Raw genomic sequence first — 19,258 nt, 5'->3', positions numbered from 1 at the left:
GTCGGGCTGCCCGTAAACGCCCGATTGGTGAAGGCTAATAATCAGTGGGGGATGAACAAAACCCCCACTGATTAAAGTTTCACTTTATTTTCAATACGAGTGAACAAACATAAACTTAAATATTAGAAAATATAGATGAAATTCCGCTATTATACCTTTCAATAAAATAATAATAGCATTATATATTATAAGGAATGCTTGTCCTTAATTGTAAATGAAAGGGGGAAATTGATATGAGTTATGGCTATGGTTATTCTTCTAAAAAATGTTGTAAAAATTACAATGAAACGTTATCAACGGGTGTATTACGTAGACATTCTGCTACTTTATTTCTTACTGTTGATGCTATGAATGTTGATCCAGATGATACTCATAGAGTAACTGTTGAAATGTTTGATTGGTCATCTGGTTCTCCTGTATTGTTACCATTAGTAGATCCTTCTACACGAACATTAGCACCTAATCAATATGTTACTTTTCGTTCGGCAGCTCTTCCTCCAGGACTTTTTGCTTACGAAGTAAGAATAATTCATCCAAATGATAGAGATGTTGTTACGAATGTTTTTGGTCTTAGTGCAATCGTATTTAATCCACAAGAAGGAAATAATGTTTTACAACATGATTTAGCAAAATTAGACCTTAAATAGATTTTATAAAAGTCTAAATATGGAAATGGTTAAGCAAAGGAAGTAGGATGTAAAGCTACTTCCTTTACTTAACATCAACTATATAAAAAAATTTAGTGTCATCATCGGTACATAGGACAGCACGATTTAGCAAATCAATATTAACGATAGTCATATAACTAAAGAGTAAATAACCGTCTCCATAATATATAATTAATATTTCTTCTTCGGATGATAAGGAGCATAACAATAGTATGTATTTCGTTTGCTTGTATAAAGCAAATTGTATAAAGAGAAGAAGGATCTCCTTAAAGGAGATCCTTTTTACGTTTTATCATTTTTAAAGAAATCTTTCATCATTTTAGAGTTTTTCATGTTTAATGTCACAGCTTCTACTTTACCTTTCTTCTCATCTTTAGCAATTGTAATTTGCTCCTTATTATCAACCCAGACAAAAAACTCTTCTTTTGAGTCATCTTTATATGTAACGGTTATAGTAGAATGTGCCGATTGTTTCTTTTTTTGATCTAATGTAATTGTTTTCGAGGTTCCATTTTGAACTGCCGAAACGATAGGTTTTATCATTTCTTCATTGTCTGTTTGAGATTTGGAAATATCATTATTGCTTGTTCGAAGTATTTCAATGTCTATAATATTTGTGGAGTTTAATTGAATGCTATTTTGTGTATGTTCCTGTGTAGCTGGTGAAGCCTTATCTGTAGTCGAGGTGCTTGTACAACCAATTAAGCTGAAAGATAGAACGGTTAGAGCACATACATAAGTAATTTTTTTCATTTTATCCCCTCCTTCAATTTAATTATAACAATATTCTGTTAATTTAGGTAGTTATTGTAAGGAGAAGATGTTTTGAAGTGGTAAATGATGTTGTTCATTTTCTATTAAAATCAAAATTAACATAACTTTTTTCATATTTTATGTTTAACATTTCGAAAATAGGTGTACTACATATAATATAACAAATAATTCATTTTAAAGGAGGAAGTTAAAGATGGAAACGAAGTATAGTAAACCTTTTGTATATGAATTTATTACGGAGAAAGAGGTCATGAATGCAGCGAATGATCTAGTGAAGAAAGGAATAGACCAAAAAGATATTTATGTATTAACACATGAGAAAGAAAGGACAGATAGAATCGCAGATAATGCAGACGTGAATACAATTGGAATAAAAGAGGAGGGACTTGGGACAAGCATTATTAATGTCTTTCAAAAAACGGGAGATCAGTTAAGAAATAAGATGCAAGAGTTAGGGCTTAATGAGGAAGAAGCAAACTTCTACGAAGAAAAGCTGGATGAAGGGAAGATCTTGTTATTCGTTAAGGATTTAGAAAGAGTCGGTGAATGGCTACAAGAAAGAAGATGCACATATTCTCTTTAAATTTGTATCCTTTAAATCTATAAATCTATTACGAAAAGGAGATGGGAAATATGAGTGAGAGCGGTCTAAAAGAACAAATTACGGGTAAAGTTGAAAAGAAAAAGGGACAAGTAAAAGAAGGAATTGGTGAAGTTACAGAAGATAGAGAGTTGAAAAATGAAGGGAAGTGGGAGAAGACGAAGGGAACGATAAAAGAAAAAGTCGGAAAAGTGAAACAAAAGATAAGTGATGGATTGGATAATAAAGAATAATACATGTTTATCAAGCTTTGGTTACATACCAAAGCTTGATAAATCAAATATAAAAACAATATAGGAGGTTTAATTGTGGGACTTATTATTACGTGTATTGTAGGTGGACTTATTGGTGCGTTAGCTGGAATGATTACAGGAAAAGACTTTCCTTTAGGTATAGTTGGTAATGTAATTGCTGGATTAATCGGATCTTGGGTAGGTAGTGCGTTATTTGGTCACTGGGGCCCTGAATGGGGAGGCATTTTTGTCCTTCCGGCGTTATTAGGTGCAATCGTCTTTATTTTAATCGTCACATTCTTCTCTAGAATGCTACGGAAAGCGTAAGTATGATAATGAATAGTAATCTTAAGTTTATTATATATAGCTATAAAGTGAATGAACTGATAAATATACATAAAAAAGCATCCAATTAAACTAATTTGGATGCTTTTTTTAATGTAATCTTCATAGGAATGAGCGGGGGATGAAGGCCCCCACTCATTAAAATTACACTTTCTATTATGTATTAAACCATCGTTACTTTTTCACAATTATTTATTCTTACGACCTGCCTTGGTTCTATATGAGATAAGTCCTCACTATTACCTATATCAACTACAATTGTATTCGTCAGTATGTTAATAATGGAACCAACTAATTTTGTAGCATGATCGTGTCGATAAGAGAATTGAACGAAATCTCCCTTTTTAAAGTTGTGCTCTTCCATAGATAGATCCCCCTAAAAATAATGTTTATACATTATACATACACAAATTTATAAGATTTAAACATTCGATAGTATTTTTTAAGTGTTAAGCCGAGAAAGGTGTGGAAAATTTATTTATAATGAAAATAAAAAAATATGTTTAAAATTAATTTTTATGGGTAATTAACATAGTAGTAGTTTGAGATAAGGGGGCGGAAATGATGAATTTGGCAATAAATATTTTGCAAAATGATGTAGGTTATACGGTACAACTTAATGGTGAAATTGATGCATATACGGCATCAGATTTAAAAAATAAAATTATGCCTATTGCAAGCGAGAAAAAGGTTTATATCGTAGTAGATTTTAATAACGTAGATTACATGGATAGTACAGGTTTAGGCGTTTTTATAGCGCTATTAAAAGCAGTTAAGAAAAATGATGGAAAACTAGAGTTTATCGGTGTATCTAAAAGACTAAAAAGATTATTCGATATTACAGGGTTAACAGAAATATTAAATTTGAATTCCGATTTTGAAAAAGTAGAAAGAAGGTGACTAGGGATGATGGAGAGATTTGAAAAGATAGAAATGAAAATTCCTGCAAAGGCAGAATATGTGGCTATTATTCGTTTAACGATGGCTGGTGTTGCGAATCGAATGGGCTTCGCTTATGACGATATAGAAGATATGAAAATTGCTATTAGTGAAGCATGTACAAATATTGTACAACATGCATATAAAGAAGACGTTGGAGAAATTACAATTGTCTTCGGCCTATATGAAGATCGATTAGAAATTATGGTTGCGGATAATGGGGGTAGCTTTGATTTTAGCACCTTAAAAAGGAAAGTTGGTCCGTATGATATTAATAAACCAGTAGAACATTTGCCGGAAAATGGTTTAGGTTTATATTTAATAAATACGTTAATGGATGATATACAAATCATGCATGATGAGGGCATGACAGTTTTAATGACAAAATATATACAAAGAGAGCAGGTGGAGAATGATGGAAATCCAATCTCAACCTACAAATCTTACTAAAGAAGACGTTATTAAACTAATTGCAGAATTTCAACAAAACCAATGTGATGAAGCACAGGAAAGGTTAGTTGATCATTATAAAAATCTCGTATATTCCATTGCATATCGCTATTCAAAAGGTGGGCCTATGCATGAGGATATTATACAAGTAGGAATGTTAGGGCTCTTAGGCGCAATAAGAAGGTATGATTATTCGATAGGGAATGCTTTTGAGCCGTTTGCAATACCTACGATAGTAGGAGAAATAAAGAAGTATTTACGTGATAAAACTTGGGGCATTCACGTTCCAAGGCGAATTAAAGATTTGGGCGGGAAAATTAAACTTGCGATAGAGGAGTTAACAGATCACCTGCAGCGTTCACCGAAGATTATAGAGATTGCGGATCATTTAGGACTATCCGAAGAGGAAGTGCTAGAAATTATGGATGCTAAAAATAATTATCGAGTATCTTCCTTAGATGATGTAGTCGAAAATGCATCTGATGGAAGTTCGGTAGCGAGAATTGAATCTGTAGGTGAAGTAGAGCAAGGATATGAACAGACAGAAAGGCGTCTCGTTTTAAATGATATTTTTAACGTATTAAATGAGACAGAAAAGAGTGTTATTCATTATATATTTGGAGAAAATTTAAATCAAAAAGATACAGGGGAACGATTAGGTATTTCACAAATGCACGTTTCTCGTATTAAAAGACAAGCGATAAATAAATTGAAGCAAGCCACGTTTTTAGATACATAAAAATTTAAAATAATGATGTTTAAAACATGAGAAAAGGGGTAGTTATTAAGTATAGGAGGAGATATTAAAATGTCACACGATGTGAAAGAACTAATAGAAGGATTGAATGAAGATTTAGCAGGAGAATACTCGGCGATTATTATGTATAACCATAATGCTGCTACAGTTTCTGGTATATATAGACAAGTGTTAAAACCTTTCTTTGAATCTGAAATTAGCGATGAACAAGGACATGCCCTATATTTAGCGGAGAAAATTAAGACGCTAGGTGGTACACCTACTACGATCCCTTTACCAGTGAAACAAGTGGAAGATGTTCGAGAAATGTTAGAATCCGCTAGACAATCAGAATATGAAACAATTAAGCGTTATGAAACGAGAAAAGAACAGGCAGCGAAATTAAATATGACAGAGTTAGTTGTAAAACTAGAAGATATGATTGCAGATGAAACAAATCATATGGAAGAATTAGATCGTCTTTTAAATGATAAAGCAATGGTGTTAAATTAAAAGTGGAAATTTATAGAGTGAAAGAACAAATTCCTATTTCTAGGGGTTTGTTCTTTTGTTGTATAAATATGTTTGAGTACGAAATTTTCATTTTGTAACTGAGTATGTAATACTAGAAAAATAGAAAATTATAATAGATTTACATTTTAAATAAGAAAAGGGGAAATAACTTGTGTCCATTTTAATTGTTGATGATAATCCGGTTAACATATTTGTAATTGAGAAAATTTTAAAACAAGCCGGATATCATGATCTTGTATCGCTCAATTCTGCACAAGAGCTCTTCGAATACATACAGTTTGGAAAAGATTCTTCCAGGCATAATGAAATTGACTTAATACTATTAGATATTATGATGCCTGAAATTGATGGACTTGAAGTTTGTAGGCGATTACAAAAAGAGGAGAAGTTTAAAGATATCCCTATTATTTTTGTTACAGCTTTAGAGGATGCAAATAAATTAGCCGAAGCTCTTGATATGGGGGCAATGGATTATATTACGAAACCTATAAATAAAGTTGAACTATTAGCGCGTATGCGTGTAGCATTACGCTTGAAATCGGAATTAAATTGGCATAAAGAACAAGAAGAAAATCTTCGGAATGAACTAGATTTAGCTACACAAGTACAAAGAAACTTATTAAGTAGCCCATTAAGAGAAGATCATATAAAAATTGAAGCAAGTTACTTACCGTCATTCAAACTAGCTGGAGATATGTATTATTGGTACAAAATCGATGAAAATCGCTACGGTATTATATTATTAGATGTGATGGGACATGGTATATCTGCTTCATTAGTTTGTATGTTTATTTCTTCTGTATTACGCGAAACGATTAAATGTTTAATTGATCCAGAACTCGTCATTAAAGAATTAAATAAATATATGACCCTTTTACATAATGACAATGATAATATTCCCTATTATTTTACAGCGATATACTTAGTAGTTGATACAGAAAAGAGAACAATTGAATATGTAAATGCAGGACATCCTTCTGGATACGTGCTAGTTGATGAAGCGAATGTAGTGGAACTAAATCGCGGGAGTTGTGCGGTAGGATTTTTTGATGAAATAAAAGTTGAAAAGACAGTTATACCTTTTGAGAAGAACGCTCAAATAGTATTATTTACAGATGGTGTTCTTGAAGCAATTGCAAATGATGAATTTGAGTCTGAAGAGAAATTACGTGCTTTTACAGAAAGAAAATGGGGAGATTTAGAAGAAGAAATAGAAGGGTTTTATAAGGAAGAACAGAAGAAAACACAATCAGATGATATGTGTCTCATTATGATAAAAACGAATGCGAAATAAAAAGCGTATGAAATCCAAACAGAGGATTTCATACGCTTTTTATCCCGCATTAACGGGCAGTAAGACTCCCACCAAAAAATTTAGTCTGAAGCAAAGAAGGTAGGTGGGAGATCAACTGCCCGTAAACGCCCGATTGGTTCAACTAATAATCAGTGGGGGATACCCCCCACTGATTAAAGTTTCACTTTATTGTATTTTTTGATAAATTTGTTCGCTAGGATTAAATTGGGTATAATGCGGCATTATATTTGAAAAACGAAGAGTTTCTTTATTCCCCAAACATAGAAATCCATTGTGACTTAAACTTTCATAAAATAGTTGCTGTACTTGATTTTGAAGTTTACTTGTAAAGTAAATTAAAACGTTACGACAAAGTATAATATGAAATTCGTTAAAAGATTGATCAGTTACTAAATTATGCTGTGCAAAAATAATGTTTTGTAAAAGTGATGGATTAAAATAAGCAAAACGATTATCTGTTGAATAATAGTTAGAAAATGCTTGTGTACCGCCAGCTTGTAAATAGTTTTTCGTATAAGTTTGCATTTTATTTAACGGGAGGATGCCTTGTTTTGCTTTTTCTAACACATTTGTATTCATATCTGTTGCGTAAATAACCGACTTTTCACTTAATCCTTCTTCGTGAAGTAAGATGGACATTGATAATACTTCTTCACCAGTTGCGCATCCAGCATGCCAAATTCTAATTTCAGGATTCTTTTTTAATTCAGGAATTACATGCTCTCTAAGCGCTTTAAAAAAGGCAGGGTTACGGAACATCTCAGTTACATTAATCGAGAAGTCATTTAATAACTGTTCTAAAACCCCTTCCTCGTGAATTACTTTTTCAATTAATTTTGAAATGGTTGGGATATTAGAGAGCTGCATTCGATTACAAATCCTTCTATAAATAGATGTGCGAGCATATTGGCGAAAATCAAATCCTGATAGTTTAAATACCGCTTCTAATAGTAATTCAATTTCTAAGTTCGTGCGCTCATCCGTATCTACTGATGGATCAAAATTATAATACTTATTTTCCACTCCAACTAAACCTCACTTATTTTATTAACCATACACTCATTACCGAATAGAGTTGATGTAGATTTAATGGTTTACTTATATAATCTGAAGCGCCAGCAGATAAACATTTTTCCTTATCATTTGGCATTGCTTTAGCAGTTAATGCGATAATAGGTATTTCATTTAACCCTAAATTCATTCGGATATTTTCCATCGTTTCATAACCGTCCATATTCGGCATCATAATATCCATTAAAATAAGGTCAATATTTGTATTGCTTTTTAGTATTTTTAAACACTCTATGCCGTTTTGGGCAGTAATAATGTTAGCATTTTGTTTTTTTAATGCATTTTGTAACGCAAATATATTTCGATGATCATCATCGACAATTAAAATGGTTTTCTCTTGGAAGACGTTATTTGTTTCGGGAGTAACTATCGTTTCCTCAACAACTTCAGCAGGAATAACATCTTCTATCGTTGCTGCGACTTCTAAATTGGATACTTGGATTTCATTTAATCCATTTGGAAGGTTAGGAATATATACTGTGAAAGTACTGCCTTCTCCTACATTACTCTCTAACGTAATCCAACCACCTAATAATCTAGCAAACTCCTTACAAATAGATAAACCTAATCCTGTACCACCATATTTCCGAATCGTTGCGCCGTCTGCCTGTTGAAAGGCTTCGAAAATAAGTTGATGCTGTTCTTTAGCGATACCAATACCAGTATCTTTTACTGCAATTGTAATCCAGTCTTTACTTATAGACTGCATATCATGACTTAAATTGCTTGTTTCTATTGAATCGAAATGTAAAGAGACAGATCCTTTTTCTGTGAATTTAAATGCATTGGATAATAAGTTTTTAATAATTTGTTCAATCCGTTTTGCATCTGTATAAAACAGGTCAGGAATGGTGTCACTGTCTTCAATAGTAAATTCGATATTTTTTTGTGCAGCGATATGTAAAAAGTTTTGATGCATATTGGCTGCCATGTCACTTATGTTCGTTGCTTCAAAAATGATGTCTAGTTTGCCTGCTTCTACTTTAGATAAATCTAGTATGTCATTAATTAAAGTAAGTAAGTCTTTCCCTGATGAATGAATGACAGTTGCTAGTTCAATTTCATCATCCGATAAATGATTATCATGATTTTCTCTTAACATTTCAGATAATAGTAAAATACTATTTAACGGTGTGCGTAATTCATGTGACATATTTGCTAGGAACTCAGATTTATATTTTGAGCTGCGTAACAACTCGCTTGCTTTTTCTTCTAATTCTGATTTGGTAATTTGTAAGTCAGCTGTCTTCTGCTCAGCTTCTTCAGTTCTAGACTCTAATTGTTCATTCGTTGTTCGTAATTCTTCTGCTTGCATTTGTAGTTCTTCCGCTTGCGTTTGCAATTCTTCTGATTGAACTTGTAACTCTTCTGTCATTGCTTGTGATTCATGTAAAAGAGTTTGAATTCGCATACGTCCCATAATGCTATGGATTGTTAAACCTAGATTATCAATGGTTTGTTGAATTAAATCTTGATGTAAATCTGAAATCTCAGTTACACTTACTAACTCCATTACTGCAATCACTTCATCCTCAAATAAGATAGGGATGACTAGTAGATTTTTAGGACGTATTTCTAATACTCCGCTAGTGACATAACGAAACTCTTCGGGTATGTCACTGAGAATAAAACTTTTCTTTTCTAAGGCAGACTGTCCAATGAAACCTTCACCCATTTTAATAGATTGTTTTCCAATATCAGCACCTTGATCGGCGAAAGAAGCTTTTTTCACATAGTAGACAGTTTCTTCATATTCTTCACGTACATAAAATGCACCGCAAGAAGTTTGCGTTTTTTGTATAATTCCACTAAGGATTTTTTTACCTAACATCTCAATAGAAGATACACCTTGATACATTAAAATTAATTCTGCAAGCTCAGTTTGTAACCACTCTCTTTTAGATATTTCGTCTAGTAGGTGGTTCGTTGTATGAGCAAGATCTTTTATTTCATCATGTGTATTTACATGAATTCTTTCCGTAATTTTTTCTTTAGAAGAAATTGATTTAATAGCTTGAATTACATTTTTAATCGTTTTTGTAATGGAATTCGAAATATAGAGTGAAACGATAATGGAAATAAAAGAAAGTAAGAACAATAAACTGTATAACCAAATCTCTAATTTATTATTTTCAATATCTAATTGTGCAGCTCTTTTTTTCGTTAGTTGCTCCTCAGTGCTCCGGAAGTTAGTTAGCTGCGACTGTAATGACTGAATTTGAGTCGTGTCGATTGTTTGTACATTATTACTATTATTATTTGTAATAAGTGGGTGAATCTCTTTATTAATCCAACTAGTAATGTTTTCGTTAATCTGTTTTAATTTTTCTTGCTGAGAGGGGTTATCCTCTAATAAAGAAAAAAGGTCTTGAAAATGTTTTTCGTAATCTTTTTCCGCAGAGTTAAGGGATTGCACGTAATTAGGGTTATTAGAAATGATAAACCCTTTCGCTTTATTTTCAATTGTTAGTAACTCTTTCTCCACTTGATTCGTTAAATTGAGAACTTTAAAATCGTGATCAATAATAAAATTGCGAGATTTTTGTAAGCTGGAAATCTCATTGTTTAACATAATGAAAGAAACAAGTAAGAACAAAATGATAACTAAATAACCAGCCATAATTTTGTAGCGAATACTAAATTTTGCTTTCGAGTTCATTAAAAATTCCTACCTTCAAGGTTATTAAAACTTTTCTATTTTAAAGAATGAAAAACGTAATATATATTATATCAGTTTTCATAAGGCCAAACTAGAAATCCCCCTATTGTATTAGGGGGTTCTTTTTTAATAGAGGAAATCATTTTGAAATATAAAAACATATATGAAAGGTAGTAAACGAGGGAATAGAGGATAACAAACATTCTAAGAAGGGAAGAGTGTTCTTAAAGCTCTTTTTGCATCTATTCCTTCAAAAATAAATAATACAAGATCTCTCTTTTTTACAGTAAGGAAAAAGGATACTAGAGTGCTTAAATTTTTAATTGATGTCATTGTTCCATGTTTACTTATAAACAAATTAGCTTGAAATGTTGTCATTAAAGCATAAAAATGATGAATCTGAGTTATTGTAGGTGTTTCATTATAAGAAATAGTAGTAGAGTGAATGGCGTTCATCGTAATATTCCTTTCCATATAGTAAGCATAACAATATAAACATACCCGTTTTAAAAAATGTTAAACATATAAATAAGAAAAAATATAAGTATAGTTTTTTACGTTTAGAAAAGGTTAGGAAGGGTATACATATACTACAAAGAGATTGACAGAAGATGAATTGTAAGATGTCTATGTTTAGTAGATTAGTCTATCAAAATATACTTTTATTTTTAAATAAAAAGGAGCCTGATATACATGAATGAAATGATGGTTGATATTACATTTGATTTAATTTACTTGTTAAGTGGTTCACTTGTAGTGCTTTTACTATTCGCTTTTTTCGTAAATGGTTATGTTAATAAGAAGGTTAGTGTATACAGAAATGAAGAAAAATAAAGGTACATTATATAAAACTTTAGGAGGTTAATAGTTATGAATGTAGATAGAAAAATAGTAGGTGTTTTTAGAACAATTGATGATGCGGCACTCGTTATTAATGAATTAAATGATAAAGGATACTCAGCAGATAACATTTCAGCTATTGCAAAAGATCAAAAGGAAATTGAACACCTTGAAGAAAAATCAGGTGAAAAAGTAAATCATGAAACTGCACATAAAGCGGATATCTTTTCAGCGACAGGGCTTGTAGCAGGAGGAGTAGCAGGGGGACTCGGTGGTTTATTAACAGGTCTTGGTATACTGGCCATTTCTGGAATGGGTCCAATTGTAGCAGCAGGACCAATCGCAGCAGCTATTGGAGGAGCCGGTATTGGCGGAGGAGCTGGAAGTTTAATAGGAGCATTTATCGGCTTAGGAATTCCAGAAGAACATGCTAAAAAGTATGAAGAATATATTTACGATGGCAATATATTAATTTTAGTAGATGCAAAATTAGATGATAAGTTAGAAATCTATAAAATATTTGATAAGCATCATGCTTATAACTCTGATTTCTTTAAATAATATGTACTTCATATATCAATTATGAAAAATGTGGACATAGTGAATATCGTTTTTGATCTTACAACTTTGGCGCGGCCGAGGAGTCGTATGACTATAAGAGAGGAAGGGCTTATAGTAAAAGATCAAGTTCTATTATGTTATTTAAAAGGAAAGAGGTGTCTTTTCGTGATTGTAAAAATATTAAAGGATAGCAGTAATAGTTTCCTTTGCACAGTTCAAAATAAAAATGGAGACCAGTATGTGAAGAAATGGTTTCGTAAACATGAAAACAATGAAAAATTAGGACGACCAACTTTCAAAGAAGTAGAAAAGGACTGGAAAGAAAATAAAGAGTCGTTTATGTATCCTAATGTTAAAGCGCTTTATTAAAATGAAACATAATGCGCGTTTCATTCTTACAAAACTGTCACATTCCTGTAAGGTAATTCAATAGATTAGTTGTTTGTTCCATGTCATAATAAAGACATAAGAAAGCTAATTAAAACTACAACTTATTAGGAGAGTGTCAGTCATGATTGTAACAACAACGTCTGGAATTCAAGGTAAAGAAATTATTGAGTATATCGATATTGTAAATGGTGAAGCTATTATGGGTGCAAACATTGTCCGCGATTTATTCGCTTCTGTTCGTGATGTTGTCGGTGGTCGTGCTGGTTCTTATGAAAGCAAGCTAAAAGAAGCTCGTGATATCGCAATGGATGAAATGAAAGAACTTGCAAAACAAAAAGGTGCGAACGCTATTGTTGGTATTGACGTAGATTACGAAGTAGTTCGTGATGGAATGTTAATGGTTGCTGTAAGTGGTACAGCTGTACGTATATAAGTAAATAAAAAAACAGGCTCCCCCTCGAAGCTTATGCTTTGAGGGGATTTTTTTTATAACTCGTTAAAAATACTTTTCCCTTTGTTTTTTCAGCAGAATGCACAACAGCAACCGCAGTTTTCACATCCGCTAAGTCATACGTAGAATGTACTGTCATAAAACGTAATTTTTTATCCTCAACTAAACGAATTAAGTGACGAAACGTTTCTTGCCATTTATACGGTGACACGTCTGTATTCCAATGTCGTAAATGAAATATGTTAGCATGCACCTTTGCTTTCGTAACAATTTCGGCCCAGTTTACTTGTACGCCTGATAGAAGACCGATAGTTAAAAAGTGTCCATTTGGACGTACACAAAAAGCTAATTCATTTCCATCGGATCCTCCAATAGAATCAATCGCAGCATCTGCGCCTATCCCGTTCGTTAACTCCATAACGGTTTCATAAAGCGGAACAGTGGAAGTATCTATTACATATTCAGCACCGAGCTGAAGTAATTTCTCTGTATGTTTACTATTTCTAGTCACTGCAATGAGTCGAAAGTTTAAAATTTGTGATAACTGTGCAAAAAGATGACCTATAGCGGATCCACAAGCGTTTACTAATAAAACGTTATCTCGTTTTAAGTTTAGCGTTTCTGTACACGTAACCCAAGCTGTTAATGGGTTGATGTACATTTGTGCAGCTGTAAAATCATCAATTGAATCGGGAATAAGGACTACAAAATCAGCTGATGTCTTCACATATTCTTGCCAAGTACCTTCCCCGCGTAAAGGTAGCGCGCGTTTACCGATAAGGTCTCTAGAAACACTCGCACCAACATCTTCAACAATACCAACACCTTCATAACCAGGTATGTTAGGTAAAGGGATTCTATGTGCATACGCTCCAGTTACAGGAATTAAGTCAGATGGATTAATCGGTCTAACTAACATACGAACTAGCACTTCATTATCTTTTAATGGTTCTATATTTTTATATTCAACTTGTAATACATCTTTTGGGTTACCAAACTTATGAAATTGAATGCATGTTCCGCGCAAAATAATGGTTCCTCCTTAATGTAGTCAAATGTATTATAGCATTTTTAGCTTGGCTACTTATTTCGTTACATATATAAAAGGGAATAGAAATTTTAAAGAGGGAGTAAACATGAAGAATTAGCCCAATAAAAACTAAAGTTAAAGGCACCCGAACGAGTGCTTTTATTTTGTTTTTACCAATATAATTTAAAGATTATACATAAATGGGGGAGTCAGCATGAATAAAAAGATAATTTGGGGAATTTTAGGGATTGTTGTGATCATGATAGCCCTTGTGAGTATGAATGTATTACAAAAAAATGCCAAAGAAGCTACTTTTAAAGTAGCTTCTTCTATTTGTCTATTAAGCCGAAGCCTTCTTCATTCTCTCAAGTAAACTAGATAAAATATGCGTACGATAAGATTCTAGTTTTTTACCTTCATAAGTACGGATACCTAATTTTTTAAGTTCTTTTACATACCAACCTTTGCTTCCGAAATACATGTGATCGCTCCCCTTCAACTTTGTTTTATTTGTTCTGATTGTACTTGGAGGTACAGGTAATATAATGAAGGAAATGAATTTCGTGCGAAAATGGTTAACTTTGTTGCAAAAGACATATATACTAAAGGTAGTATATAACGAGGTGGGCAAGACGTGATTATAGAGAAGCACGAAATTCAAATTGACCAAATTACGAGCGGTAAAGTGAATATCTTTACTTTCTATAGAAATAGAAAGCAAATTGATGATCATTTTTTACGTTTACAAGAACCATCGCTTACAGCAAACTACTTCTTCCATTTTCATTTTGATGCAGAGAGCTTACACCTTCTGCAGGAAGAGTTTCCGGGCATATATCCGTACGACGGTAGTGAAACGATTCATAACTGGACGGAAAAGATGAAGGCAGAATTGCAACATCAGATCCAAACAGGTAAATGGAATAAACGCGTACGTATCGGTAATCGCATTCTAGATGTGGAGTTTACGTGGTGCGACGAAGATATAGTAGAGTGAAAAAGAAGCGGATGACGCTTCTTTTTTTAGCGCTGGAATAAAACGAGCTTACCTGCAGAAGATGTGCAGCGATGTGTTTTTTCGTGCAATCCTTTTTCTTGTAAAATAGATTCACCTTTTGCTTTCGCTTCTTTTTCAGTTGCCGCCTCAAATGATTCGTCCAATGCTTTTGAACCATCTTTTTCAAAGACTGTTAGAACGTATACTCCCATGAAAATTCCCTCCAAAAATTAAAATCAGAATCTTATAACTATTTTGGCATAAATCACTAGAATATGCAAAGAAATATATGACATTGCATGTTACAATAAAGTGACACTTTAATAAGCAGGGGAGTTTTTCATCCCCTGCTTATTATTAGTGGAACCAATCGGGTATTTAAGGGCAGTTAACTTTCAGATTGCCTTCTTTGCCTATTGCCCGTTAGTACGGGATAAAATGAAACTTTTGAAATATAGAAAGGATCGTTATTTGTGAAACAAGTGAAGTTTATACATGCGGCTGATTTGCATTTGGATAGTCCGTTTAAAGGGATGGAAATGAATGTACCGCAGTCTGTTTGGGAGAGAATGAAGCAAAGTACGTTTGAATCGTTCGAACGTATTATTGATAAAGCGATTCAAGAGCGCGTTGATTTCGTATTACTAGCCGGGGATTTGTATGATGCGGAGACGCGAAGTTTGCGGGCGCAAGTGTTTGTGCGTGAGCAAATGAAGAGACTTTCGCAGTACGATATCCCTGTTTTTATTATTCATGGTAACCATGACCATTTAGGGGGGAGCTGGGCTGCAATTGAGTTTCCAGAAAATGTTCATGTGTTTACGGAGCCTTATGTAGAAGAGAAATCATTTTATAAAAATGGTGAACTGTTAGCTTCTATTTACGGATTTAGTTATTTGCAGCAAGCAGTAACGGATAATATGACAGCGCAGTTTACGAAAATGAGTGATGCGCCTTTTCATATTGGCATGCTTCACGGAAGTGTGGAAGGAGATGCAGAGCATAATCGCTACGCACCGTTTCAAATTCGTGAGCTGAAAGAAAAGCAGTTTGACTATTGGGCTCTTGGCCATATACATAAACGTGAAATTTTATCAGAAGAGCCGTACATTATTTATTCAGGTAACATACAAGGGCGTCATCGTAAAGAGACAGGGGAAAAGGGTGCGTACCTTATTGAACTTACGAAACAAGGAACGCATTGCTCATTTTTCCATACGGCAGATGTTGTATGGGATGAAATAGAAGTGAATATTGATGGACTTGAAACTGTTGATGAAATTATGACGAGCATATCTACTGCGATGAATGAGTGCCGAAGAGAAGAGGGAGGGACGCTACTAACTGTCGTATTTACAGGACAAGGGCCGCTTTCTCCTTATTTGCGTGACGAAAAGCGCGTGGAAGAGATTTTTCATATTTTAGCATCTGGAGAAGAGCGAAAAGATTTCGTATATGCGATGAAGTGGAAAAATGAGACGGTTTCTTTTGCAGAAATAGAGCGTTTGAAAGAAGAAAATCATTTTGTCGGTAGTGTACTGAAAGAGTTAGAAGCTTTCACAAATATGGACGGCGTGTTGCGCACCATTTGGACATCTCTTGTAGCGCGTAATAGTATTGAATCTTTTACAGAAGAAGAGAAGAAAGAGATTCAAAAGGAAGCGGAAAATATTATTTTAGAACAATTATTCCAGCAAGAGAGGGATAAGAAATGAGAATGGAAAAACTCCATATTTATGGATACGGAAAATTAGAAAATGTGGAAATGGATCTGTCGATGCTGACGGTGTTGTACGGTGAAAATGAAGCGGGGAAATCGACAATTCGCTCATTTATGAAAAGTATTCTGTTCGGTTTTCCGACGAGAGGACAGCGCCGTTATGAGCCGAAAGAAGGCGGGAAGTATGGTGGTGCAGTTACTGTACAAACAGAGAAGTACGGCCGTTTGAAAATTGAACGATTACCAAAGACGGCAGCTGGTGAGGTGACCATTTATTTTGAAGATGGAAAAACAGGCGGCGAGGAAATTTTACACGATATATTAAGCGGGATGAATGAAAGTTTATTTGAATCTGTTTTTTCTTTTGATATGCAAGGGTTGCAAAATATTCATCAGCTTGGTGAAGCGGATATCGGAAATTATTTATTTTCGGCAAGCGCAGTTGGAAGCGATGCGTTATTACAGCTCGATAAAAAGCTAGAGAAAGAAATGGATCAGCGCTTTAAGCCGAGTGGTCGTAAGCCAGAGATTAATGTGTCACTGCAAGAGATGAAGAAGCTTGAAGAGAAGATGAAAGAGTGGCAAGGGAAAATTGGCACGTATGAAAAACAGGTCGAGCAGTTAAAAGAGGATGAAGAGAAGCTTGCCTCTGTTCGTGCGGAGAAGGAGAACGCGGAAAAGCGAAAGCAAGATTATGAAATATTAGCAGCGCTTGAGCCTCTCGTTATCGAAAAGCATGCGCATGAGAAAGTGTTAGAATATGAAAAAAGGCAATTTCCTGTAAACGGAACGGCGCGCTATGAAGCGATAAAGGCGAAGATGGAGCCGCTTCAATTACAAGTTGATTCGCTCCATAAAAAAATAGAGACGGTGCAATCGGAAATTGATTCGATTCAAATAGATGAAGAATTTTTACAAAAAGAAAGTTACGTAGAAGAACTTCGCATGCAGCATATGTCATATGAAAATGCACGCCAAGAAATGCGAGATATGACGGGGAATATTGCGAATATAAAAGAAGAAATGGCAGAATTAGAGCAACAAATTGGTGCTACTTTTGAAAAAGAAACAGTTCTTTCGTTTGATATGAGTTTGGCAACGAAAGAGCTAATTACACAAACAGTGCAAAAAGCGCGCGAATTAGAAACGCAAAAAGCACAGCTCGATGATCGCTTCAAAGTAGCGCAAGAGCAGTTAGAAGAACAAGAAGAAAATATAAGGCAGATCAAGAAACAAATGTTAGCTGATGAAGAGCGTGCTACATTAGCTGAGAAAGAAAAATCGTTCCAAGACGCGGCGTTTATCGGTATGGGTGCGGATAGAATGAAGCGTAAGTATGAGGAAAAAGTAGGAGTGGCTACGCAAAAGAAAAAGCAGTGGCAAAGAGTTTGTCTTCTGTTACTTCTTATTAACACAGGTGTTTTATTCACGAGCTTATTTATAGATAACCGCCAGCTTTTATTTATTAGTGTCATTGTTTTTGTAGGGATTGTTCTCGCCCTTGTTTTATATAAAGATCCGTCAAGTGGATTACAAGAAGAACTTCTTACTCTTCAGCAAAGTGCTGGCGGAAGACAAAGTGAAGAAGCGATGTCCGTTCGCTATCAATTAGAAAAAGATGAAGAGATCCGTAAGCTATTTGAGCGCGAGTCATATAAGTTACAGCAAATGGAACGAGCTTATGATAAAGTCGTTTCATCGTATGAGGAATGGGAGAGAGAAACGTTCCGCGCAGGAGAACAAGTCGATGCGTATAAATCGCGCTATATGTTCCCTGAATTTTATACGTATGCACACATATTGCCGGCATTTGAGCGGATTGAAAAAATGCAGCAACTGTATCGTGAAGTAGAGAAACAAAGCACGCGGAAATCTTCATTATATGAAATGATTTCGCACTTTGAACATAAACTAGAAACTGTTATCGGTAGCGCGGAGTATAATAAGCTGCACGAGGCACAAAGTCGTATGCAAAATGAGAAAGAAAAGCGCCAGACTTGTAAGCAACTAAAAGAGAAGTTGACGGAATGGCAAGAAGAATATGAGTTCATGCAAGGGCAATTGAAACAGCTACTAGTAGAACGAGATAGTTTGTGGCATATTGCAGAGGCTACAGATGAAGAGATGTTTTTAGAAGCAGGTAAACTGGCAGAGAAATGTGAAGATGCAGAGAAACAAGTGGGGCGTTTATTACCGCAAATTGAGCTTTTAGAGCAGCGTTTAACGAGTTTGTCATTAGCTGAACATTATGAAGCTGAAGGTTATGAGGAAAAATTAAAGCGAGAAATGACAGTCGTGCGAAACTGTCTTGCAAAAGAGAAAGAACTGACAGAGCGCATTGCGAAACATCGTATGGAAATTGAGAATTTAGAAGAAGGCAGTACGTACGGTGATTTAATGCATGAATGGGAAATGAAAAAAGCGCAAGTGCGCGAACAAGTGAAAAAGTGGGCTGCTTATGCGGCAGCAAAGACGGTGTTAACGAAAACGAAGCAATACTATCATGAGGTACATTTGCCTCGTATTTTACAAAAATCAGAAGAGTATTTCGTCTATTTAACGGGCGGGCGCTATAGTAAAATCTTTTCACCGTCAGAGGCGGAGCCGTTCATTGTTGAACGTAACGACGGTATACGTTTTTACAGTCATGAACTAAGCCAAGCGACAGCGGAGCAATTGTATTTATCGTTACGATTTGCATTAGCGAAAACATTTGAGCATGATTATCCATTTATTATTGACGATAGTTTCGTGCATTTTGATGTGGTAAGGACGAATCGAACGATTGAACTAATAAAGGAAATTGCGAAAGATAGACAAGTCATCTTCTTTACATGTCATGCGCATTTGTTAACGTATTTCACAGAAGAACAGATTATAAAATTAACGCATAAGCGTAAAGAAAATGAGTTGTAGTGTGCTATACTAAAAGTAACTGATTTGG

General features: G+C 34.4%; 25 protein-coding genes and 1 pseudogene. 17 read left to right on the top strand and 9 right to left on the bottom strand.

Translation table 11 applies throughout. The annotated features are described in order from the left end of the window. Positions 1–233 precede the first annotated feature (233 nt). Positions 234–647: a BtaA family protein gene (locus JDS95_RS12030; RefSeq protein ID WP_000120220.1), complete on the top strand. Its 414-nt coding sequence runs from the start codon at positions 234–236 to the stop codon at positions 645–647. Between the two features lie 64 nt (positions 648–711). Here JDS95_RS12030 and JDS95_RS31100 read toward each other — a convergent pair. Continuing rightward, positions 712–879, bottom strand: a pseudogene (locus tag JDS95_RS31100) (YolD-like family protein); the annotation flags it as partial. 71 nt (positions 880–950) lie between these two features. Beyond that, positions 951–1,421 carry a hypothetical protein gene (locus tag JDS95_RS12025; protein ID WP_000724580.1) on the bottom strand — a complete coding sequence of 157 codons (471 nt, stop codon included), beginning with the start codon at positions 1,419–1,421 and terminating at the stop codon, positions 951–953. Positions 1,422–1,635: 214 nt separating this feature from the next. On the opposite strand from JDS95_RS12025, the gene JDS95_RS12020 reads away from it, so the two are divergent. From JDS95_RS12020 to JDS95_RS12010, 3 genes are all read left to right on the top strand, one after another. Then, positions 1,636–2,025, top strand: a complete 390-nt coding sequence (locus tag JDS95_RS12020; protein WP_000448810.1) for a YflT domain-containing protein — start codon at positions 1,636–1,638, stop codon at positions 2,023–2,025. 50 nt (positions 2,026–2,075) lie between these two features. Further along, entirely contained in the window at positions 2,076–2,276 is a 201-nt protein-coding gene (locus tag JDS95_RS12015; RefSeq protein ID WP_000004263.1) for a CsbD family protein, read from the top strand. 75 nt (positions 2,277–2,351) lie between these two features. Further along, positions 2,352–2,603, top strand: coding sequence for a GlsB/YeaQ/YmgE family stress response membrane protein (locus tag JDS95_RS12010; protein WP_000522903.1), 252 nt, complete (start codon positions 2,352–2,354; stop codon positions 2,601–2,603). Between the two features lie 181 nt (positions 2,604–2,784). Here JDS95_RS12010 and JDS95_RS12005 read toward each other — a convergent pair whose 3' ends face one another. After that, positions 2,785–2,985 carry a hypothetical protein gene (locus JDS95_RS12005; protein WP_000391008.1) on the bottom strand — a complete coding sequence of 67 codons (201 nt, stop codon included), beginning with the start codon at positions 2,983–2,985 and terminating at the stop codon, positions 2,785–2,787. 197 nt (positions 2,986–3,182) lie between these two features. On the opposite strand from JDS95_RS12005, the gene rsbV reads away from it, so the two are divergent. From rsbV to JDS95_RS11980, 5 genes are all read left to right on the top strand, one after another. Next, positions 3,183–3,521, top strand: coding sequence for an anti sigma b factor antagonist RsbV (gene rsbV, locus JDS95_RS12000; protein WP_002042794.1), 339 nt, complete (start codon positions 3,183–3,185; stop codon positions 3,519–3,521). A gap of 6 nt (positions 3,522–3,527) precedes the next feature. Then, positions 3,528–4,010: an anti-sigma B factor RsbW gene (rsbW, locus tag JDS95_RS11995; RefSeq protein ID WP_144466943.1), complete on the top strand. Its 483-nt coding sequence runs from the start codon at positions 3,528–3,530 to the stop codon at positions 4,008–4,010. After that, on the top strand, positions 3,973–4,749 hold the full coding sequence (gene sigB, locus JDS95_RS11990) for an RNA polymerase sigma factor SigB (RefSeq protein WP_144466944.1): 777 nt from the start codon (positions 3,973–3,975) through the stop codon (positions 4,747–4,749). The genes rsbW and sigB overlap by 38 nt, the downstream gene beginning before the upstream one ends. A gap of 69 nt (positions 4,750–4,818) precedes the next feature. After that, complete coding sequence (locus JDS95_RS11985) at positions 4,819–5,259, top strand: ferritin-like domain-containing protein (RefSeq protein WP_000017755.1); 441 nt, start codon at positions 4,819–4,821, stop codon at positions 5,257–5,259. Positions 5,260–5,431: 172 nt separating this feature from the next. Next, complete coding sequence (locus JDS95_RS11980) at positions 5,432–6,574, top strand: fused response regulator/phosphatase (protein WP_000025507.1); 1,143 nt, start codon at positions 5,432–5,434, stop codon at positions 6,572–6,574. Positions 6,575–6,760: 186 nt separating this feature from the next. Here the strand turns inward: JDS95_RS11980 and JDS95_RS11975 are convergent, their stop codons facing one another. From JDS95_RS11975 to JDS95_RS11965, 3 genes are all read right to left on the bottom strand, one after another. Further along, complete coding sequence (locus JDS95_RS11975) at positions 6,761–7,618, bottom strand: CheR family methyltransferase (RefSeq protein ID WP_000429039.1); 858 nt, start codon at positions 7,616–7,618, stop codon at positions 6,761–6,763. Between the two features lie 16 nt (positions 7,619–7,634). Beyond that, entirely contained in the window at positions 7,635–10,325 is a 2,691-nt protein-coding gene (locus tag JDS95_RS11970) for an ATP-binding protein (RefSeq protein WP_085450087.1), read from the bottom strand. 204 nt (positions 10,326–10,529) lie between these two features. Further along, complete coding sequence (locus tag JDS95_RS11965; RefSeq protein ID WP_000991352.1) at positions 10,530–10,781, bottom strand: hypothetical protein; 252 nt, start codon at positions 10,779–10,781, stop codon at positions 10,530–10,532. A 237-nt stretch (positions 10,782–11,018) separates the two neighbouring features. Between JDS95_RS11965 and JDS95_RS11960 the strand changes: the two genes are divergently transcribed. The 4 genes from JDS95_RS11960 (at position 11,019) to JDS95_RS11945 (ending at position 12,549) form a co-directional block, all read left to right on the top strand. Continuing rightward, positions 11,019–11,159, top strand: a complete 141-nt coding sequence (locus JDS95_RS11960) for a hypothetical protein (protein ID WP_085450086.1) — start codon at positions 11,019–11,021, stop codon at positions 11,157–11,159. Between the two features lie 36 nt (positions 11,160–11,195). Further along, entirely contained in the window at positions 11,196–11,726 is a 531-nt protein-coding gene (locus JDS95_RS11955) for a general stress protein (RefSeq protein WP_001100087.1), read from the top strand. A 165-nt stretch (positions 11,727–11,891) separates the two neighbouring features. After that, entirely contained in the window at positions 11,892–12,095 is a 204-nt protein-coding gene (locus JDS95_RS11950; protein WP_002023439.1) for a DUF4028 family protein, read from the top strand. 142 nt (positions 12,096–12,237) lie between these two features. Beyond that, the gene (locus JDS95_RS11945) at positions 12,238–12,549 is read left to right on the top strand and encodes a YbjQ family protein (RefSeq protein WP_000637510.1); all 312 of its coding nucleotides are present in this window, start codon (positions 12,238–12,240) and stop codon (positions 12,547–12,549) included. A gap of 31 nt (positions 12,550–12,580) precedes the next feature. Here the strand turns inward: JDS95_RS11945 and JDS95_RS11940 are convergent, their stop codons facing one another. Further along, positions 12,581–13,597, bottom strand: a complete 1,017-nt coding sequence (locus tag JDS95_RS11940; protein ID WP_085450085.1) for a zinc-dependent alcohol dehydrogenase family protein — start codon at positions 13,595–13,597, stop codon at positions 12,581–12,583. A 214-nt stretch (positions 13,598–13,811) separates the two neighbouring features. On the opposite strand from JDS95_RS11940, the gene JDS95_RS11935 reads away from it, so the two are divergent. Beyond that, positions 13,812–13,970, top strand: coding sequence for a hypothetical protein (locus JDS95_RS11935; RefSeq protein ID WP_176220223.1), 159 nt, complete (start codon positions 13,812–13,814; stop codon positions 13,968–13,970). Here the strand turns inward: JDS95_RS11935 and JDS95_RS11930 are convergent. Next, the gene (locus JDS95_RS11930) at positions 13,938–14,078 is read right to left on the bottom strand and encodes a YflJ family protein (RefSeq protein WP_000273535.1); all 141 of its coding nucleotides are present in this window, start codon (positions 14,076–14,078) and stop codon (positions 13,938–13,940) included. The two genes, JDS95_RS11935 and JDS95_RS11930, sit on opposite strands and share 33 nt — an antisense overlap. 153 nt (positions 14,079–14,231) lie before the next feature. On the opposite strand from JDS95_RS11930, the gene JDS95_RS11925 reads away from it, so the two are divergent. After that, positions 14,232–14,594: a hypothetical protein gene (locus tag JDS95_RS11925; RefSeq protein WP_000582774.1), complete on the top strand. Its 363-nt coding sequence runs from the start codon at positions 14,232–14,234 to the stop codon at positions 14,592–14,594. Between the two features lie 26 nt (positions 14,595–14,620). Here the strand turns inward: JDS95_RS11925 and JDS95_RS11920 are convergent, their stop codons facing one another. Further along, positions 14,621–14,806 (bottom strand): YhzD family protein, encoded by a 186-nt coding sequence (locus JDS95_RS11920; RefSeq protein ID WP_000539550.1) that lies wholly within the window; start codon positions 14,804–14,806, stop codon positions 14,621–14,623. A 261-nt stretch (positions 14,807–15,067) separates the two neighbouring features. Here JDS95_RS11920 and JDS95_RS11915 point away from each other — a divergent pair, with 261 nt between their 5' ends. Then, positions 15,068–16,309 (top strand): metallophosphoesterase family protein, encoded by a 1,242-nt coding sequence (locus JDS95_RS11915; RefSeq protein ID WP_144466946.1) that lies wholly within the window; start codon positions 15,068–15,070, stop codon positions 16,307–16,309. After that, a complete protein-coding gene (locus JDS95_RS11910) occupies positions 16,306–19,230 on the top strand; it encodes an ATP-binding protein (RefSeq protein ID WP_144466947.1) in 2,925 nt (974 codons plus the stop codon). Before JDS95_RS11915 ends, JDS95_RS11910 begins: the two co-directional genes overlap by 4 nt. Positions 19,231–19,258 lie beyond the last annotated feature (28 nt).

The organism is Bacillus cereus group sp. N24, assembly GCF_016483345.1.
Lineage (GTDB): Bacteria > Bacillota > Bacilli > Bacillales > Bacillaceae_G > Bacillus_A > Bacillus_A toyonensis.
The sequence above is the reverse complement of the archived record's forward strand: the minus strand, read 5'-3'. Positions and strand labels throughout refer to the sequence as shown.

What these genes read in the sequence shown, in the direction of transcription:
- JDS95_RS11960 (WP_085450086.1), top strand. Translation starts at nt 11,019, where the DNA reads ATGAATGAAATGATGGTTGATATTACATTTGATTTAATTTACTTGTTA.
- rsbW (WP_144466943.1), top strand. Translation starts at nt 3,528, where the DNA reads ATGATGGAGAGATTTGAAAAGATAGAAATGAAAATTCCTGCAAAGGCA.
- JDS95_RS12030 (WP_000120220.1), top strand. Translation starts at nt 234, where the DNA reads ATGAGTTATGGCTATGGTTATTCTTCTAAAAAATGTTGTAAAAATTAC.
- JDS95_RS12025 (WP_000724580.1), bottom strand. Translation starts at nt 1,421, where the DNA reads ATGAAAAAAATTACTTATGTATGTGCTCTAACCGTTCTATCTTTCAGC.
- rsbV (WP_002042794.1), top strand. Translation starts at nt 3,183, where the DNA reads ATGATGAATTTGGCAATAAATATTTTGCAAAATGATGTAGGTTATACG.
- JDS95_RS11965 (WP_000991352.1), bottom strand. Translation starts at nt 10,781, where the DNA reads ATGAACGCCATTCACTCTACTACTATTTCTTATAATGAAACACCTACA.
- JDS95_RS11985 (WP_000017755.1), top strand. Translation starts at nt 4,819, where the DNA reads ATGTCACACGATGTGAAAGAACTAATAGAAGGATTGAATGAAGATTTA.
- JDS95_RS11935 (WP_176220223.1), top strand. Translation starts at nt 13,812, where the DNA reads ATGAATAAAAAGATAATTTGGGGAATTTTAGGGATTGTTGTGATCATG.
- JDS95_RS12005 (WP_000391008.1), bottom strand. Translation starts at nt 2,985, where the DNA reads ATGGAAGAGCACAACTTTAAAAAGGGAGATTTCGTTCAATTCTCTTAT.
- JDS95_RS12020 (WP_000448810.1), top strand. Translation starts at nt 1,636, where the DNA reads ATGGAAACGAAGTATAGTAAACCTTTTGTATATGAATTTATTACGGAG.
- JDS95_RS11920 (WP_000539550.1), bottom strand. Translation starts at nt 14,806, where the DNA reads ATGGGAGTATACGTTCTAACAGTCTTTGAAAAAGATGGTTCAAAAGCA.
- sigB (WP_144466944.1), top strand. Translation starts at nt 3,973, where the DNA reads ATGATGGAAATCCAATCTCAACCTACAAATCTTACTAAAGAAGACGTT.
- JDS95_RS11930 (WP_000273535.1), bottom strand. Translation starts at nt 14,078, where the DNA reads ATGTATTTCGGAAGCAAAGGTTGGTATGTAAAAGAACTTAAAAAATTA.
- JDS95_RS11955 (WP_001100087.1), top strand. Translation starts at nt 11,196, where the DNA reads ATGAATGTAGATAGAAAAATAGTAGGTGTTTTTAGAACAATTGATGAT.
- JDS95_RS11970 (WP_085450087.1), bottom strand. Translation starts at nt 10,325, where the DNA reads ATGAACTCGAAAGCAAAATTTAGTATTCGCTACAAAATTATGGCTGGT.
- JDS95_RS12015 (WP_000004263.1), top strand. Translation starts at nt 2,076, where the DNA reads ATGAGTGAGAGCGGTCTAAAAGAACAAATTACGGGTAAAGTTGAAAAG.
- JDS95_RS11945 (WP_000637510.1), top strand. Translation starts at nt 12,238, where the DNA reads ATGATTGTAACAACAACGTCTGGAATTCAAGGTAAAGAAATTATTGAG.
- JDS95_RS11910 (WP_144466947.1), top strand. Translation starts at nt 16,306, where the DNA reads ATGAGAATGGAAAAACTCCATATTTATGGATACGGAAAATTAGAAAAT.